The 16,803-nt window shown below is 60.1% G+C and carries 12 protein-coding genes; 7 read left to right on the top strand and 5 right to left on the bottom strand.

The features are described from left to right. Positions 1 to 22 precede the first annotated feature (22 nt). The 5 genes from KGD89_RS13290 to KGD89_RS13270 form a co-directional block, all read right to left on the bottom strand. Positions 23 to 640 (bottom strand): glutathione S-transferase family protein, encoded by a 618-nt coding sequence (locus KGD89_RS13290; protein ID WP_025260274.1) that lies wholly within the window; start codon positions 638 to 640, stop codon positions 23 to 25. Positions 641 to 780: 140 nt separating this feature from the next. Further along, positions 781 to 2,421 (bottom strand): dipeptide ABC transporter ATP-binding protein, encoded by a 1,641-nt coding sequence (locus tag KGD89_RS13285; protein WP_025260273.1) that lies wholly within the window; start codon positions 2,419 to 2,421, stop codon positions 781 to 783. Further along, the gene (locus tag KGD89_RS13280; protein WP_025260272.1) at positions 2,418 to 3,335 is read right to left on the bottom strand and encodes an ABC transporter permease; all 918 of its coding nucleotides are present in this window, start codon (positions 3,333 to 3,335) and stop codon (positions 2,418 to 2,420) included. Before KGD89_RS13280 ends, KGD89_RS13285 begins: the two co-directional genes overlap by 4 nt. Positions 3,336 to 3,339: 4 nt before the next feature. Then, the gene (locus KGD89_RS13275) at positions 3,340 to 4,290 is read right to left on the bottom strand and encodes an ABC transporter permease (RefSeq protein ID WP_025260271.1); all 951 of its coding nucleotides are present in this window, start codon (positions 4,288 to 4,290) and stop codon (positions 3,340 to 3,342) included. Next, positions 4,287 to 5,918 carry an ABC transporter substrate-binding protein gene (locus KGD89_RS13270; RefSeq protein ID WP_025260270.1) on the bottom strand — a complete coding sequence of 544 codons (1,632 nt, stop codon included), beginning with the start codon at positions 5,916 to 5,918 and terminating at the stop codon, positions 4,287 to 4,289. Before KGD89_RS13270 ends, KGD89_RS13275 begins: the two co-directional genes overlap by 4 nt. A gap of 433 nt (positions 5,919 to 6,351) precedes the next feature. Here KGD89_RS13270 and KGD89_RS13265 point away from each other — a divergent pair, with 433 nt between their 5' ends. The 7 genes from KGD89_RS13265 to KGD89_RS13235 all read left to right on the top strand — a co-directional run bounded on the left by KGD89_RS13265 (position 6,352) and on the right by KGD89_RS13235 (position 16,796). Next, positions 6,352 to 6,894: a hypothetical protein gene (locus KGD89_RS13265; RefSeq protein WP_025260269.1), complete on the top strand. Its 543-nt coding sequence runs from the start codon at positions 6,352 to 6,354 to the stop codon at positions 6,892 to 6,894. Between the two features lie 79 nt (positions 6,895 to 6,973). Continuing rightward, positions 6,974 to 7,744 (top strand): YfaP family protein, encoded by a 771-nt coding sequence (locus KGD89_RS13260; RefSeq protein WP_038399870.1) that lies wholly within the window; start codon positions 6,974 to 6,976, stop codon positions 7,742 to 7,744. Positions 7,745 to 7,780: 36 nt separating this feature from the next. Then, positions 7,781 to 9,556, top strand: coding sequence for a DUF2138 domain-containing protein (locus KGD89_RS13255; RefSeq protein WP_025260267.1), 1,776 nt, complete (start codon positions 7,781 to 7,783; stop codon positions 9,554 to 9,556). Next, positions 9,526 to 10,191, top strand: coding sequence for a DUF1175 domain-containing protein (locus tag KGD89_RS13250; protein WP_051427733.1), 666 nt, complete (start codon positions 9,526 to 9,528; stop codon positions 10,189 to 10,191). Before KGD89_RS13255 ends, KGD89_RS13250 begins: the two co-directional genes overlap by 31 nt. Beyond that, positions 10,188 to 14,762 (top strand): alpha-2-macroglobulin family protein, encoded by a 4,575-nt coding sequence (locus tag KGD89_RS13245; protein WP_074569133.1) that lies wholly within the window; start codon positions 10,188 to 10,190, stop codon positions 14,760 to 14,762. The genes KGD89_RS13250 and KGD89_RS13245 overlap by 4 nt, the downstream gene beginning before the upstream one ends. Position 14,763: 1 nt before the next feature. After that, positions 14,764 to 16,383, top strand: coding sequence for a DUF2300 domain-containing protein (locus KGD89_RS13240; RefSeq protein ID WP_025260264.1), 1,620 nt, complete (start codon positions 14,764 to 14,766; stop codon positions 16,381 to 16,383). Between the two features lie 17 nt (positions 16,384 to 16,400). After that, on the top strand, positions 16,401 to 16,796 hold the full coding sequence (locus KGD89_RS13235) for a hypothetical protein (protein WP_025260263.1): 396 nt from the start codon (positions 16,401 to 16,403) through the stop codon (positions 16,794 to 16,796). Positions 16,797 to 16,803: the final 7 nt, after the last annotated feature.

Genomic DNA, 16,803 nt, shown 5'->3' with positions numbered 1-16,803 from the left:
TCTGAGCAGGATGTAATTGAGCTTACCTGTAAGCCTCTGCCTCACGGGCCTGCGCACTTTTCCAGCTATCAAGGTTCTTCAGGGTGACCAGATAGCGCTGGATATTGGCGTAGGCCTCCGGCTTCTCCAGTCGCTCGACCAGCTCTGCCACGAACAGCATCATGAAGTCTGCTCCGCTGAGCTTTTCGCCGACCAGGAATGTCTTGTTTTCCAGTTGCTTGTTCAGATAGCCAAAGACCTTTTCGCATTCCACCTGCGCATAGCCGGGCAGAAAGGAAAGGGTGGCCGTTTCGCGCTGGGCAAAGATTTTCAACAGTGGCGGGAGCATGGCCGAGCTTTCGGAGAAGTGCAGCCATTGCAGGTAGTCCAGATAGTCTGCGGTGTGTTTTTCAGGCGCGAGGTGCGGTGCGAAGCGTTCGATGAGGATTTCGGTGATGGCGCCGGACTCGGCAACGACCTTGCCATCCAGTTCGATCACCGGGGATTTGCCCAGCGGATGGATCGCCTTCAAGGACTCGGGTGCAAAATGGGTCTTGCTGTCGCGGCGGTAGAACTCGACGTCGTACGGCGCGCCAATCTCCTCCAGCAGCCAGAGAATGCGGATGGAGCGAGACTGGTTCAGATGATGCAGCCTTATCATGGTCTTTCCTTGAGGCGATGAGCGATAAGGCATCCTAGAGGTCTGCTGGGTCAGTCGCCAACAAAGTTATTTTCAGCACCTCATAAATTATTTTATGAGGCGGGCCATGGGAGGTATGCCTTAACGGATCGGCATCAATCCTATATCGCAGCCTGTAATTCCAGGCTTCGACCCGGTATCGCGGCAATAAGCTCTTGAGTGTAAGCCGCCTCGGGCCGCTCGAAGACATCGCTGGCCAGGCCTTGCTCGACGGTCTTGCCGTGTTTGAGCACCAGTACCTGATGGGCAACACTGGCCACTACCGCAAGGTCGTGGGAAACCAGTACATAAGCGATGCCCAGTTCTTTTTGCAGCTCGACGAGCAGGTCGAGGATCTGCGCCTGTACGGAAACATCCAGTGCCGAGACCGGTTCATCAAGCAGCAAAAGGTCCGGTTTCAGGGCCAGGGCTCGGGCAATCGCAACCCGCTGCCTTTGCCCGCCTGACAGTTCCCGAGGCAGTCGGTCCAGGTAAGCCGTCGGCAAATGAACCCGCTCGATCAACTGGCGTGCCGCCTGTTCCAGTGCCCGGCCCTTGAGCAGGCCAAAGGAAACCAGCGGTTCAACGATGCTTTCAAACAGGGTGAAGCGTGGGTCGAGGGCGCCGAACGGGTTCTGTTGAACCAGCTGGATACGCCGCCGCAATGGCCTGAACTCGTTCCAGCCGAGGTCGGTGACGTCGCGATCCTCGAACAGCACCCGTCCCTGGGTGGGCTTTTCCAGGCCCAGGGCGATGCGCAATGCCGTGCTTTTACCCGAGCCGGATTCGCCGACAATGGCCAGTGTCTGGCCCGGATAAACCTTGAAATTGACGTCCTGCAAAGCCTGGAAGTCGGCGTCTTCGCCTTTCACGTAAGGCAGGCGATAGGTCTTGCCGATATTGCTCAGGGTCAGCAGCGGCGTAGTGTCTGGCGAAGAAGGGCGTGGTGCTGCCGGGCTTTTTCTCTGGCCGAAAGCCGGCGCGGCGGCAATCAATGCGCGTGTATAGCTGTGTTCGGGGTTTACAAGGATCTGCCGTGGCGGACCTTGCTCCACCAGTTCACCGCTTTTCATCACCAGCACCCGGTCTGCGCGATCCGCTGCCACGCCAAGGTCGTGGGTGATGATCAACAGGGAAATGTCTCGCTCGCCCACCAGACGTTGCAGGTGGTCGAGAATCTTGCGTTGTACCGTGACATCCAGAGCGCTGGTAGGCTCGTCGGCGATGATCAGGCGGGGATTGCCTGCCAGCGCGATGGCGATCAGCACCCTCTGGCGCATGCCGCCGGACAGCTCGTGTGGGTATTGCCGGGCGCGCAGCACCGGCTTGTCGAGGCCGACCTGTTCCAGCAATTCCACCACATCGGCGTCGATGGCCGGGTAGCGTCGACCGTGGGCCTGGATCAGCGCTTCGGCAATCTGCTGGCCAATGCGCAAGGTCGGGTTGAGGCTGACCATCGGGTCCTGAGGCACCAGGCCGATGATGCTGCCGCGAATCCGCCGCTTTTCCCGTTCAGAAGCGTGGCTCAGGTCGTTGCCATCGACCCGCAGTTCGCCGTGGGTGATGGTCGCGTTATCCGGTAGCAGGCCGAGAATCGAGTTGGCGATGGTGGACTTGCCGGAGCCGGACTCGCCGACAATCGCCACGGTTTCGCCTCTGGCCACTTGAAAGGAGACGTTGCGCACTGCCTGGGTGAGCTGCCCGTTGAAACGATAGGTCACGCTCAGGTTCTGGAGATCGATCAGTTGCGGCGTGTCAGTCATCGTTGAGTCTCTTCCAGAGTGCGGGCGATATGGTTGAAGCTGAACACCACGGCCACCAGAAACAGGCCTGGCAATAACGAAACCCAGGGCGCGGTCATCAGGAAGTGACGACCATTGGCGATCAGCGTGCCCCATTCGGCGGCGGGTGGTTCTGCACCAAAGCCAAGAAAGCTCAGGCCGGCAGTGGCCAGAATCGCTGCGCCGAAATCCAGGGTGGCCAGCACGGCTACCGGGCCCCAGGCATTGGGCAAGATGTGCCGCAGCAAGGTCCGGGTCCAGCTTGCGCCACCCAGGCGTGCCGCTTCGACGTAGGGCAAGGTCTTGACGCGCAGCACCTCGGCGCGGGTGGTGCGGGCGAAGCCGGGAATGATCCCGACACCTACCGCAATGGCCACCGGAATGGTGCCGAAGCCGATGGCGGTGACGATGGCCAGGGCCAGTAGCAGGCCGGGCAGGGCCAGTAATACGTCGATGAAACGCATGATCACGGCATCGATGCGACCGCCCGCAAAACCGGAAATCACCCCAAGGCTGAGGCCGCCGGCCATGGCGATGCCGACGGCCAGCAAGGCTGCCTGTACCGACAGGCTGGAGCCATGCACGACGCGTGTATAAAGGTCGCGCCCCAGCTCGTCGGTGCCGAACCAGTGCTCGGCATTGGGTGGCGTCAGCTTGTCGGCGGGCGAGGTGGCGTAGGGCGCATAACTGCTGAGCAGGGTCGGCGCGATGGCGGCCAGCAATGCAAAGGCAACGATAGCCACGGCCAGCAGAAATCCGGGGCGACGCAACAATGGTAGAGCCGAATCGAAAGCCCGGCTCAGGCTGCTGCGCCGCCGCCATTGGGTCGCAGGCTGCGCTTCATTGCGGCTGACAAGGCGAGCCAGGCGTGCAAGGCGAGTATCGAAAATGGTCATGGTGTCAGGAGACCTTTGGCGTGTGGGCAATGCGCGGATCCAGCGCGGGGTAGAGCAGGTCAACGATCAGATTGACCACAACGAAAGCGGCAGCCGAGACGGCGACGATGGCGAGTACCACCGGAATGTCCTGGCGCAGCACCGCTTCCTGGACAAGACGACCGATCCCAGAGCGGGCGAAGATGGTTTCCACCAGCACGGCGCCGGAAACGGTATTGCCCACTTGCAGGCCGATCAGTGTCAGCAGGGGCAAGGCCGCGTTCTTGAACGCATGGCGTGCCTGGACCTGAGCGCGGCTCAGGCCTTTGGCGTAGGCAGTGATGATGTAGGGCTCTTTCCACACACCCTGAAAGCCGCGCAACAGCACCTGGGCGTACACCGCTGCACTGGGAATCGCCAGGGTGACCGCAGGCAATATCAGGCTGGAAAAGCCCTCATTGCCGGTTGCCGGAAACCAGCCGAGGCTGAAGGCGAACAACTGGATCAGCAACAGCCCCATCCAGAACACCGGCACCGAAAAGCCCAGCGAAGGCAGACGCGACAGGGCAACTTTCAACGGCTGCCAGCGCACGTAAGCGGTGAGGTAAGCCAGACCAACCCCGCCAATCAGCGACAGGACAATCGCCAGGCCCGCCAGCGCCATGGTTTGCGGCAGCCGCTCGACCAGCACTTCTGAAACGGGGCGGTTGAGCGTCAGTGAATTGCCGAAGTCACCGTGGATCGCACCCCATAACAGATCGACATATTGCTCGAAGGCGCTGCGGTCCAGCCCGTAATAGGACCTGGCCTGGGCGAGGTCCTGCTCTGACAGAGCATCGATCTCGACCCCGGAGGCACTGAGCATGATGGACAGTGTGTCGCCGGGCAGCAGATACAGAATGAAATAAGTGATGCTGTAGGCACCCCAGAGTACCAGCAGCGCCTGGGCAATCCGGCCAAGGACGTAACGGCTCATGGTGCTGCGATCTCGATGTCGTTGAACAGTGCGAAACCTTCGGCGGTCCAGTGGAAATTGCGCACCTTCTTGGCCGTCGCGGCTTGCCAGACCCGCTCATAGACGGGGAACGCCGAGCCTTCGTCGATCAGCAGGTCCTGCAAGTCGCCATAGGCTTGCGCCCGTTGCTCGCTGCGGGTAGCGGTCAGCCCGGCATCGAACAGCTCCAGTGCTCTTGGCAGCGTTTGCGGCTCGTAAAGGCTGGTCGCCAGGGTCGAACTGTTGGCACTGCGCGGATCAAGGATGCTCTGCAGAACGATCGGGTCGGCGCGGGTCATATAGGCGAAAGTCAGGTCGTAGTTGCCTGCAGCGTTGGTCGCCGCCCATTCAGCCGTCGTCACGACGCTGAGCTTGAGTTCGATACCGATCTTGCGCAGTTGATCCTGGATCAGCACATCGCCAGCGCTTTCGGAAGGTGACAGGTTGTAGGAAAGCTTCAGCCGTTTACCGTCCTTGTAGCGATAACCATCGGCATTTTTCTGCCAGCCCGCACCGTCGAGCAGGCGTTCGGCTCCCTGGGGATCATAGGCAAGCTTGTCGCTCTGATTCTTGTAATAGGGCGTAGTGATGTCATAGATGCCCGAAACCACCGGGAACTCAGGGTTATAAACCGTGGCGGCGTATGTCTTGCGGTCGATGCCTTTCTGTAGCGCCAGACGCACATCGCGATCGGCCAGAATGCGCGAGCCACGGGTGTTGGGGTAGATATTCAAGGCCGGGCCAGGCAAGGAACGGCTCTGGATGGTGGCACCCTTGGACTTGAACAGGTTCAGGTCCACTTCGGAGAACGGGTTGCGCGGCCAGAGAATATCGACCTGGCCCTGTACGAACTGACCGTTGCGCACGCTTTCTTCCGGCACGTAACTGACTTCGACCTTATCCAGATGCGCCTCGCCCTTGTTCTGGGCATTGGCTGATGGCCAGGCGTAGCCTTTGCGTTTGGTCAGGAGCAGACCGCTTTCCGGTGTGTAGCGCTCCAGTACAAAAGGCCCGGTGCCAATGATCGCGCCCAGCGAGCGCTCCTTGGCGCTGAGCTTGTAGGATTCCGGAGCTAGAATTGAGAGGTTGGTAGTGGACGTGGCTTGCAGGAAGCCGGCATTGGGCTTGGCCAGCACCAGCTTGACGGTAAAGTCGTCCAAGACCTCGGCGTGATCGTAGCCCGCCAGATAAGTCGCGCCAAAGGTGCTCGGCAACTGGGCGGCGAAAGATTTGTTTGAGTCATAAGCAGCTTTCACCGCATGAGCATCGAAGCGTGTACCGTTGCTGAAGGTCACGTCCTTGCGCAGGTGGAAGGTGTATTCCAGCGCGTTGTCACTCACTTCCCAGCGCTCTGCCAGCCAGGGAATGATCTTGCCGGTCTGTGGGTCTTGATCGGTCAATGATTCGACGATATTGCGCAGCACTACCCGATGCTCCAGCCAGTAGACCTGGAAGGGATCTACGCTGACCAATATGGTGTTATCCCTGAAAAAAGCGACTTTGAGAGTCTTGCCTGCCTGGCTGTCCTGACCGGCAGGGGAGCAACCCAGAAGAGTGGCGGCAGTCACAGCGGCGAACAACAGGCGCGGTAGAAGAGGGCTTTTGATCATTGCTGTGTCCCCTGGTCCGCGGGGTTGCCTGGCAGTGCCGAAGGTTGGTTGGGCTGCATGAGAAATCCTCTTCAAGTCGAACAGCGCTTCAGGCTGGTTTTAAGACCTTATTCGTCTGAGAAGAGGCTGTAAAAGTCTTTTTGGTTTTAAGCTAATATACATTTTTGTGATTTATACGATTTTTATTATTCTTAATTAACATTTTTAGAGGGCGGGCCTCGCCTGTTTTCGGCAGCGTGCTGCCTTGCGCCATTAATAAAGCTCTCAGGGCCTGTTCAAGCTATTGATAGGGAATGGGCGATTTTGAATACGGGGATAGCACATCCGTACTATTGGCCGGGATTATCTGTGAGGGTAGATTCCCGGCAGAATTGGCCCTTGTGCGAAGGCTGAAGATAATTTTCCCGAACCGTAGTATTGATCAGGAAGTGGTATGAAACGCTTGCTTACAGGGACCGTTCTGGGCGTGTTGTTTTCAGGGGCCGCAGGCATTGCCCTTGCCGGGAAGGAACAGGCGCACACCCCCCTGAAGGCTTATATCGGCAAGTATCCATGGGAAAAGGTGAATGGCACCGCCTTCATCGAGGACCCTGACGTTCGCGCAGCCGTGATCAAGGCGGCACCTTCGGCCATGGTCAGTGATGCGGTGCTGGGTGAAGACATGATCAGCCCGATTCTCAAGGTCGATGATCGCTTGCTCGCTTCAGGCTGGGATCGGCGCAGTGGTGGTTCCGTGAACTGGGCTATTCTTGCGGCGCTGGATGGCAGCCGCATGGCGCTCTGTTATTACGAAGAAGACGACAACAACATGGCGTACTGGTATCTCGATGGCGAGATCGTCGTTACGACCACGGATGGCCGTGGTTGCCCGTCAGAGGCGAGTGACATCGCCGACATGGGCACATTCCCCATAGGCCCTGTTCCTGATGAGCCCATACCTGACGAGCCTGCGCCGTCGGGTGCCGTGGTCAATTGAATGCCCGGATTTTCGTCTGCCTTTCAGACGTCATGATTTTCCTGGAGAGCTTACCTTGAAAGGTCGTTTGATAACGCTCATGGCCACGTTTGCCTGGGCATCCACCGCATGGGCCGAGCCATCGGCCACGCTTTCGGAGCCTGTGGGCGGCTGGCGCTACCACGGCCTTCTGGACCGCAGTGAAAACCCTAGTGTCGCTTATCCCACGCCCCCCATCGACCGGGGCGTGGAGCGCAATCGCACCATGATCGAAGGCCAGCTCAAGGCCATCGGTAAACAGCGCGGTCCCCATGTGCTCTCTGTCAATGGCAACCCATTGAATCTTTACACCGACGAAGAAGGGCGTTTCGCCCGGCCTTATGCATTTGGCGCAGGCTCCAACAGCGTTGAGGTGCGCAGTGCGGAAGGCAAGTCTCTCAAGCGTGTTCAGTTCTATGAAGCCAACAGCCAGCGAACCCCGGCGCGGATTCGCGTTGTGCTGGGCTGGGACGACCCGGAGGCCGAACTCGACCTGCACATCGTGACCCCCGACGGGCAGCATGCGTTTTTCGGGCACACGGCTTTGACCAACGGTGGCGGCCTGGACCCTGACGGCGTCGACGGGCCAGGCCCGGAAATGTTCACCATGACCGCCCCCATGCAGGGCACTTACCTGATTTACGTGAACTACTGGGGCAACTTCGGCAACGGGGGTTACAACTTTGATGAAGCCAGTAACAAACAGGAAGTCATCACTTCACAGATAAGCCTGGTGCTCAACGAAAATACCGTCGATGAAAAGCGCGAAACCTTCATCGTGCCTTTGCGTGCCATTGGTGACCTGCTGCTGGTCAAGACTTTCAACTATTGATCATCCCGTCCCATGGATGAATTGGGTTTTGTGAACATGAGCGATAACTCGACTTCAACAGCGGTTCCCCAACCTGCCGAAACGCCTGTTGTCAAATCATCCCGTCGCGGGCCATTGCTGCTGGCGGGGTTGTGTCTGGTGGCGGGAGTGGCCGGCGCCATGGGTTGGTTCATGCACACACCCAAGGTGCCGGTGGCTGCAATTGCCAGTGACAAACTGGGCATGAGCCGCCCGGACGGCCTGCTGGAAACCCGGTCCCTGAGCCAGTTGCCCAGAGACCTGCTGGCAGTGCCGTTCCTCAAGGAAACCCTGACCGAAGATTTCGTCTTCTATTACGAAACCCATGCCGATCGCCTCGGCCTGATCGGCAGCCTGCGCAGAATCATCTACGAATACGACCTCAAGCTGCAGGACACCCTGATCGAGCAACTTCTCGATCAGCCGGCAGATATCGCCCTGTGGCGTGGCAAGGATGGCCGGCTCAAGGATTTTCTGATGGTCATGGACCGCGGAGGTCTGGCCAAGACCCTGGAGCCGCTGCTCAAGGTGCTGTACGACACTCAGTTGAACAAGATCGGTGTGCTGAAAGTGGGGGCTGACGAGGTGCCGCTCTATCAGCTCAGCTACAACGCCAGCAAGTCGCTGGTATTCGCTTCCCGCGGCGACAAACTGGTGGTGCTGTCCAACCCGGCCAGGCTTGCAGGGCCGGACACCGCTACCCATGAAGCGACCTCTTCCGGCATGAGCCCGTCCGAGGAGCAGGAAAGCGGTTCCTCGCTTGCACCCGGCAGCGTTTCCACCGAAGCCATGGCCGCTTTGCTCAACGGCGACAAACTGTTCACCGAAGCCTTTGGCCTGGAGCCGCGCAAACCTGAGGTCAAACAACGCCTGTCGGTCAACTCCAGTGTCCTGGCCATGGGTTATCAGCGCTTTATCCCGAACTTCGCCGGCCTGCGTTTCGAGATGGACGACAAGGGCTGGCACAGTTTCCTGGCCATGGACGAACTGGAGAACCAGCCCGATCTGAATTTCAAACCCATCTGGCAAGCCATGCCCATCGGTGCCAGCGCCTGCGTGGCCTTGCCGCTGGCGGCCACCCAGCAGAAGCCGCTGCTGGTCAAACTGGGCGCGCAGGATGCCGTGGCCCAGGCTTTGACCGAGCACATCTCCGATTCGGCAGGCCTGTGCTGGTACGCCGACTCGCGTCTGTACACGCCACTTCTGGTTGCCAGCCTCAAGCATAAGGAAGCCCCAAGTCTGGATGCAGACCTGGGCAACCTGTTCGGTTCCATGGTCGGAGCCTATGAGGCCAACGTCGCCGAAAAAGTATTCCCGGTGGTCGAGAAGCAGGAAGGTGAAACCCGCCAATGGCAACGTCAGGTCAGCACCAACTTCGGCCCGTATCTGGCTCGCAATGCCGAGAACCCGGACGCCATCACCGGCAAGGCCTTCATGAAAGTCAGCCTGGCACGTCATGGCTCGACGCTGCTGTTTTCCCTCGACGACAAGCTCGTGGACAAAGCCCTCGGCACCCTCGACAAGCGTTTCCCGCCGCTGGCCGATGTGTTGCCCAAGGACTCCTTGGTGCCGGTTTACTTCAACCCCGGCTCCATGGCGCAACTGATGCAGCAGGAAACCCTCGGCAGCCTGCCGAAGGACATGGAACCGGTGTTTTATAACGCCGCACAGACCCATCTGATTCCCAAGCTGCGCAAGCTCGGCGGTTACGGCAAGTACGCACTCACGCTGCCGGAAGGCACCGAGCCCGACGGCCACTGGCAATGGTTGCCGCTGGAGTGGAAAGCCCTGTGATCAGGCTGGTTCGAGGACTTGTCCTGTTGACGATGCTGCTGGGCAGCCGGGCATTTGCCAGTGACGTGCCGCCGCTCGATGCGCAGCAATCCCAGGTGTTTCGTGCCTGGTTCGTGCGTATCGCTCAGGAACAATTGGCCCAGGGCCCCAGCCCGCGCTGGTATCAGCAGGATTGCGCCGGTCTGGTGCGCTTCGCCAGTAACGAGGCGCTGAAGGTTCATGACGAGAAATGGCTGCGCAGCAATGGCCTGTCGAACCGTTACCTGCCGCCTGAACTGCAACTGACTGAGGCACAGCGAGGGCTCGCCCAGCAATGGCAGCAAGGTGGCGGCAAGGTCGGCCCGTATGTGAATGCAATCAAACTGATCCAGTTCAACAGCCATCTGGTAGGGCGCGACGTGACCCAGGCCCGCCCCGGCGACCTGATGTTTTTCGATCAGGGCGATGACCAGCACCTGATGATCTGGATGGGCCGCTACATCGCCTACCACACCGGCACCACAACCCCCACTGACAACGGCATGCGCTCCGCGAGCCTGCAGCAACTCATGACATGGAAGGACACCCGATGGATACCCGACGCTGCCAACCCCAATTTCATCGGCGTCTATCGACTCAACTTTCTCTCCCAATGACCGGTGCCCGCATGTTGCGTATCTGCTCTCTGATTTCATTGCTTCTGGCGCTGCTGGTCCCCGTGGCCAATGCCCACGCCGAGGACAGCGTCGCCCCCAGCGGTTATAGCCCGGTGCCCGGTGAAAGCTTTTTCCTGCTGGCGGACAGCAGTTTTTCCAGCAATGAACAGGCGCTGGTTCGCCTGGAAGCGCCGGGGCGTGACTATCGCCGGTTTCGCATGGAGCCTTACGGCGGCGCAGACATTCGCGTGTACCGCATCGACAAGCCGCTGGATTTCCTCAAGCGGCAGAAGAACCTGCACCGCGTGGTCAGTGAAGGCCAGTTCAAGGGCGAAGGCTTGTCCAACACCCTGGCTTACCTGTGGGACAACTGGTATCGCACTTCCCGTCGTGTGATGCAGAGAGCGTTTTCCTACGAGTCCCGCAAGCAGGTGACCGAGGAAGTGCCTGAACTGAAGATGGGCAATGCCATCGCTGCGCCGACACCTTTCGAGTCTCAACCCCAATTTGCCCTGATCCCCGGTTTGCCGGTTGTCAGCCAGTTCCGTTATCCGCTGTGGGAAGCAAAGCCGATCCAGCCACCGGCTGGCGTGGACCTGAGCGGTTCGTCCAGCAAGTTCGTCACGGTCGTGCCGGGTAACGTCTATATCCCCTTGGGCCAGTTGAAGCCGGGCCTGTATCTGGTGGAGGCGCTGATCGGCAAGTACCGGGCCACGACCATGGTCTTCGTTTCCAATACCGTGGCCGTGAGCAAGATTTCCGGTGACGAGCTTCTGGTCTGGGCCGCCCGCAAGCATGACGGCGGCTCGGCACCCAAGGTCAATGTGCTGTGGACCGATGGCCTTGGCGTGATGAGCAGCGGTGCCACCGGCACCGATGGCTTGCTGAGACTGAAACACGTCAGCCCCGAACGCTCGTTCGTGATTGGTGAAGACGAAGAGGGCGGTGTCTTCGTTTCGGAAAACTTCTACTACGACAGTGAAATCTACGACACCAAGCTTTATGCCTTTACCGACCGGCCCATGTACCGGCCCGGTGATTGGGTGTCGCTGAAAATCGTCGGTCGCGAGTTCAAGAACGCCCGTGATTCCGTCGCGCCGACCGCTGCCGATGTGGACGTGACAGTGCTCGACGCCACAGGTACTGCACTGCAATCGCTGCCATTGAAATTCGACGCCGTGTCGGGTGCCCAGGGGCGTTTCCAGTTGCCGGACAACGCCGTTGCGGGCGGTTATGAATTGCGTTTCAGCTACAGGGACCAGGCCTACAGCAGCGCCTTCCGGGTGGCGGAATACATCAAGCCGCACTTTGAAGTGTCGCTGAATCTGGACAAACAGGACTACGGCACCGGCGAGCCGGTAAAAGGCAATCTGGTGCTGCTGTACCCGGACGGCAAGCCGGTGGCCAATGCCAAGGTGACCCTGAGCCTGCGCGCCCAGCAGTTGTCCACGGTCGATAACGAACTGCAATACCTCGGGCAATTCCCTGTGGAACTGACCAGCACCGAACTGACCACCGACGCCAAGGGCAATGCGCCTCTTGATCTGCCCGCTGCCGACAAGCCCAGCCGCTACATGCTGACCGTGTTCGCCAGCGATGGCGCGGCGTATCGGGTCAAGACCACCAGGGAAATCCTGATCGATCGTGGCGCAGCCAGTTTCCGTCTCACTGCTCCCCAACGATTCAGTGCCGCGGGCGAGAAGGTTGCTTTCAGCTATCAGAATGAAGGCGGCAACGAGCCGCTCAAGGCGATGACGCCGAGCAGCTACAAATGGGTTCGTCTGGAAGACCAGGCCAGTGGCGGCGACAAGCTTGCGGCTACAGCAAAGGATTTCAGCCTGAGTTTCGACCGTCCGGGCACCTACAACCTGACCCTGCTGGACGAGCATGGCCGCTTGCTGGGGGCCACCGGACATTCTGTGACTGGCGACGGTGTCAAGGCCGTGCCGGGCACCGTGGAAATCATCTTCGACAAGCCCGACTACAAGGTGGGCGACGAGGCCCTGGCGCTGATCACTTTCCCCGAGCCGGTCAGTGATGCGCTGCTGTCCCTGGAACGTGACAAGGTCGAGGCCACGGCCTTGCTGTCCAAGGGCGGCGACTGGCTGACGATGGAGAAGCTCAACGAAACCCAATACCGTGCGCGAATTGCGGTAAAGGATAACTTTGCGCCGAACCTGACCTTCTCGGTCCTGTACACCAAGGGTGGCCAGTACAGCTTCCAGAACGCCGGTATCAAGGTGGTTGCGCCGCAGATAGACGTCGCCATCGCCACGGACAAGGAAGATTACCAGCCGGGGGATATCGTTTCGGTGGACCTGACCACACACTTCGCTGGCAAGCCGGTCCCGGCGCACCTGACGGTCAGCGTGGTAGACGAAATGGTCTACGCGCTGCAACCGGAAATCGCACCGACCATCGACCAGTTCTTTTACCATCCGCGCCGCAATAACGTGCGTACCAGCGCGAGCCTGTCGTTCATCAGTTACGACGTGGCATTGCCGGGCAACCCGACGGCGCCGGGCAAGGCCAACCGCAGCGAGCGTGGCGTGAAAGTGCTGGAGCGGCCGCGTCGTGAGGACGTCGACACCGCAGCGTGGGAACCCGAAATGGTGACCGATGCCAACGGCAAGACGCGCTTTACCTTCAAAATGCCGGACTCGCTGACCCGCTGGCGCATCACGGCCCGTGCCATCGACCAGAACGGTCAGGTCGGGCAGAAAAAGCAGTTTGTACGGTCGGAAAAACCGCTGTACCTGAAATGGAGCGGCCCGACGCGGTTCCGCGCAGGCGACCAGCCTGATCTGGGTGTGTTCGCTTTCAGTCAGGCGGATAAACCCATCAAGGCCGAGCTGGTGACGCATTACGCCGGTATCGAGCAGCGTGTGCCCGTCACCCTGAACAAGGGCATCAACTACATCGCGCTGCCAGGGTTTGCACTGGCCAGTGGCGAGTGGACGGCGCAACTCGTTCAGGAAGGAAAAGTCGCCGATGCACTGGCCGTGAACCTGACAGCAACCGGTGAAGGTTGGCAGGTGACGCAAAACCAGAGCCTGGACGCAATCAGTGGCGACAATCCGCTGACCTTGCCCGGCGATGCAACCGGTATCCGCCTGCGCCTGGATGACAGCCCGCAAGCGCTGTTCCGTTCGGCCCTCGACGATTTGCTGAGCTATCCCTATGGCGGCGTCGAGCATACGGCCAGCCGTCTGTTGCCGCTGAGCATGGCCTATCCGATCCTGTCGTCGAACCCGCAAGTCAGGGATCGCCTGCGCCTGATCATGCAGAACAGTCGCTTGCGACTGGTGCAAATGGCCGGTCCTTCGGCGAGCTTTACATGGTGGGGTTATGACGTTGAGCCGGATGCATTCCTGACCGCCTACGCCTATTACGCCGACTGGCACGCCAGCAAGGCTCTGGAGCTGCACCTGCCGCCGGAGCACTGGCAGCGGGTGCTGGAGGTGTATGCGAAGCAGGCCAAAAACACGCCTTTGCTCCAGCGTGCGCTGATCCTGTCGTTCGCCAGACAAATGCAATTGCCTGTCAACACATTGCTCAGCGGCCTGATGGATGATCTGGCGAAAGCCGGTGAGGGCCCTCAGGCGAACCTGCTGGACAGTGGCGAAGACAGCATGGTCATGAGTGCCCCGGATTCTGCACTGGGACTGGCGGCGGCGCGTGCGCTCACCGCTTCCCTGGCCCGGCAGTCGAAGGTGACGTTGCCTGATGCTTTCAGCCGCCAACTGCCGGATGCGCAGCAACGTCTGGCGGTCAGTTCCCAGCCATTTGCCGAAGCCTTGAACCTGTCGCTTCAAGGCTTCGATCAGGGCCGCGCTCACGCCTTGCTGCAACGTCTGCTGCCACAGCAATCGACTCTGGAGCGTGCCCTGGCCCTGAGCTGGTTGCAGCGAAGCATCGAGCAGGCTTCGCCCACCATCGCTCTGGCGCCGGGTGAAGGCTGGAAGAAACGATATGGCGACAGCGGTGAAATGTACTGGATCTGGCAGGGGGCTACTCCTGTGCCTGCCGTATTGTCGTTGTCCGGGACCCAGGAGCGTCCGCTGCGGGCCTTGCTGAGTTATCAGACCCGGCAACCGGCAATCGATCCGATGGCAGTGACCATCACCCGTCGCCTGTCGCGCCTTGTACCGGGTGACGAAGCGTTCAAGTTCAGCCTCGAAGCGGTCGATGGTAAACCCTTGTCCAGTGACAGCCTTTACCTCGACGAGGTGATCATCACCAGCAAGGCCGCCAAGCCGCTGCGCTACGGCATGATCGAGGTGCCGCTGCCACCGGGTGCGGATGTGGAGCGTACCACCTGGGGCATCAAGTTGCAGGGCAAGGCCGGTACCGAACCGACGGCGCTGGAAAAGGCCCGCTTTGAGCCGGGGCAAATGGCTTACGCCATTCCGGTGGACGCCCTGAGCGGCGAGTTGCGGGTACGGCATCTGGTGCGCTTCTCGCAAAAAGGCCAGTTCAAGCTGCCGCCGGTGCGTTTCACTCAGGTCTATGCGCCGCAGAATCAGGCCCTGGAAACGAAACCCGCTTATGGTCAGGTCAAGGTCAACTGACATGATCCGGCGTCTGTCATGGCTGGTACTGCTTTTGCTCCCTGCGCTGGCAACCGCGCAGGAGGAGCCCTTGCAGATGGGGTTCAAGGGGGAACTGCTGTCTTTGAACCAGACCCGACTGCTGTCGCGAGAGCCGTTGCCTGCGGATTTGCAGGCGCATCTGGGCAGCCTCTGGAAACTCTTTGTCTACGCATGGCTGGTGGACACCGGCGCCAGTGAACCGGCCTATGAGTGTCGCGGCCAGTCGAAAGAGGAAGTGTATTGCTGCACGACCGGTGGCAAGGTCGAGCGCGATCAGGCTCTGGTGAAATCCTGTGGTCTGTACTTCGAGCCGCAACGCCTGGCCATCTCCGAAGCTGACTGGCGCTCGTACTGGCAAGCACGCAAAGCCCCGCAATGGCTGCTTGGCCTTCAGTCGTTGCAGCCTGCTGCACAGGTGCCCGTGGCCGAACTGCTCGGGATGCTGGCGGTGTTGCCTGCGCAGGAGCAGGCGAGGCGGGTATTGCTGGATGTAGTGCTGAACGCGGCTGACGGCAATGTTGTGGGCGAGCTGGGCGGCCGGTTGCGGGTGAAAACCTGGAGCTGGTTCGAGGATCGCGATAGTGGGGTGCGTCAGGGCGGGTTTGCCGGCTGGACAGTGGATGGCACGCCTGTCTGGGCCCAGGGGCGCGGCACCAGCCAGACGGTTTTGCGCAACTACGGCGAGGCCATCGCTTCGGTCGTTCCAGCAGGCTGGCCTGCGGAGCCGGGGCGTTGTGTCGAAGTGAACCTGTTTTCACGTTATCCGGTGGAGCGCGTTCTTGCCCCGGGCCGTGCTGTGGAGTCGGGGCCTTTGCTGGGGGATTATCGCGTCGAGTTCGCCAATGGCAATCAACTGGATATACACAGCGACGGCGAACTCTTTCTGCTGAAGGACAAGCTGGTCGCGCGCCTGGACCGTGAGGAATACGTCGCCCGCGTGCTCCAGCGTGAAGCCTCGGCCAATCCGCCCGAAGCGGCCAAGGCCCTGGCCGTCGCGATTCGCACTTACCTGTTGCAGAATGCCAGCCGTAACGGCGAGTGTCTGGCCATCGATGACAGCAGCAATCGCCAGCGCGTCGCCCCACGCCCGGCCTCTGCGGAGTCCCGCCAGATCGCGGCCTGGACCAGTGACCTGGTGGTGGCCGGTAGCAACATCACCTATCACTCCACTGAGCCTGGTTCCGACAAACTCTCCTGGCAGCAAGCTGTGGATCAGGCCGAGGCCGGTCAGCGTTACGACGCCATTCTGTTGCACGCATACCCGCGCACCAGTCTCAGTCGCTGGGACAACCCGGTCGCATCCTGCCGGGCGCTTCCAGCCGCCCAGGACTGGTTGCAAAACCAGCGTCGGGGTTGGCGTCAACGACTCGAAAGCGAAGCGGGCTACAACGAAGTCAGCACATTTGCCGTCTGCCAGCTGGCTTTCGGCAACCCCTATGTCGACCGTGAACGCAAACGTATCTACGTGCGTGGCGTCCTGTCACTTCAGGACCGCCTCGACCTCACCCATGAATACCTTCACCTGGCCTTTGAAGCGCACCCTGACGGTCAGGATGAAACCTATATCGAAGGTCTGGCCCGGCGTCTTTTGCTGGAATAGATCCCTGGAGTGCTGTGATGCAGAAAATGATTCCATGCCTGCTCTTGCTGTCCGTTGCCCTGGCGGGATGCGGCCCCAACGAACTGGTTTCCAGTCTGCCTTCGCCCGATGGAAAGCATCACGTCGAAGTTCGCCGATGCCCTGAGAGCGGGTCCATGACATGGGGTGAAAAGCTACAGGTTTCCGTTCTTGACGTTGGCGTATCGGCAGCATGCCAATCCGCCGTGGAAGCCTGGGCACAGTTTGATATCGACACCCCCGAATCTCCGAAACCCGATCAGTTACAACTCCAATGGGCGAGTGATAGCGAACTCAGAGCCTGGTATCCGGGGTTCAAACCGGGTGATGGACCCCGGAGCTGGACTTACAAGCAGAACACACCGGTCAAGGTGATCTTCCAGCCTAAAGAATGATCTGTGG

Source organism: Pseudomonas cichorii (assembly GCF_018343775.1).
Taxonomy (GTDB): Bacteria; Pseudomonadota; Gammaproteobacteria; order Pseudomonadales; family Pseudomonadaceae; genus Aquipseudomonas; species Aquipseudomonas cichorii.
Note: the sequence above shows the minus strand (reverse complement) of the source record. Positions and strands in the feature narration are given on the sequence as shown.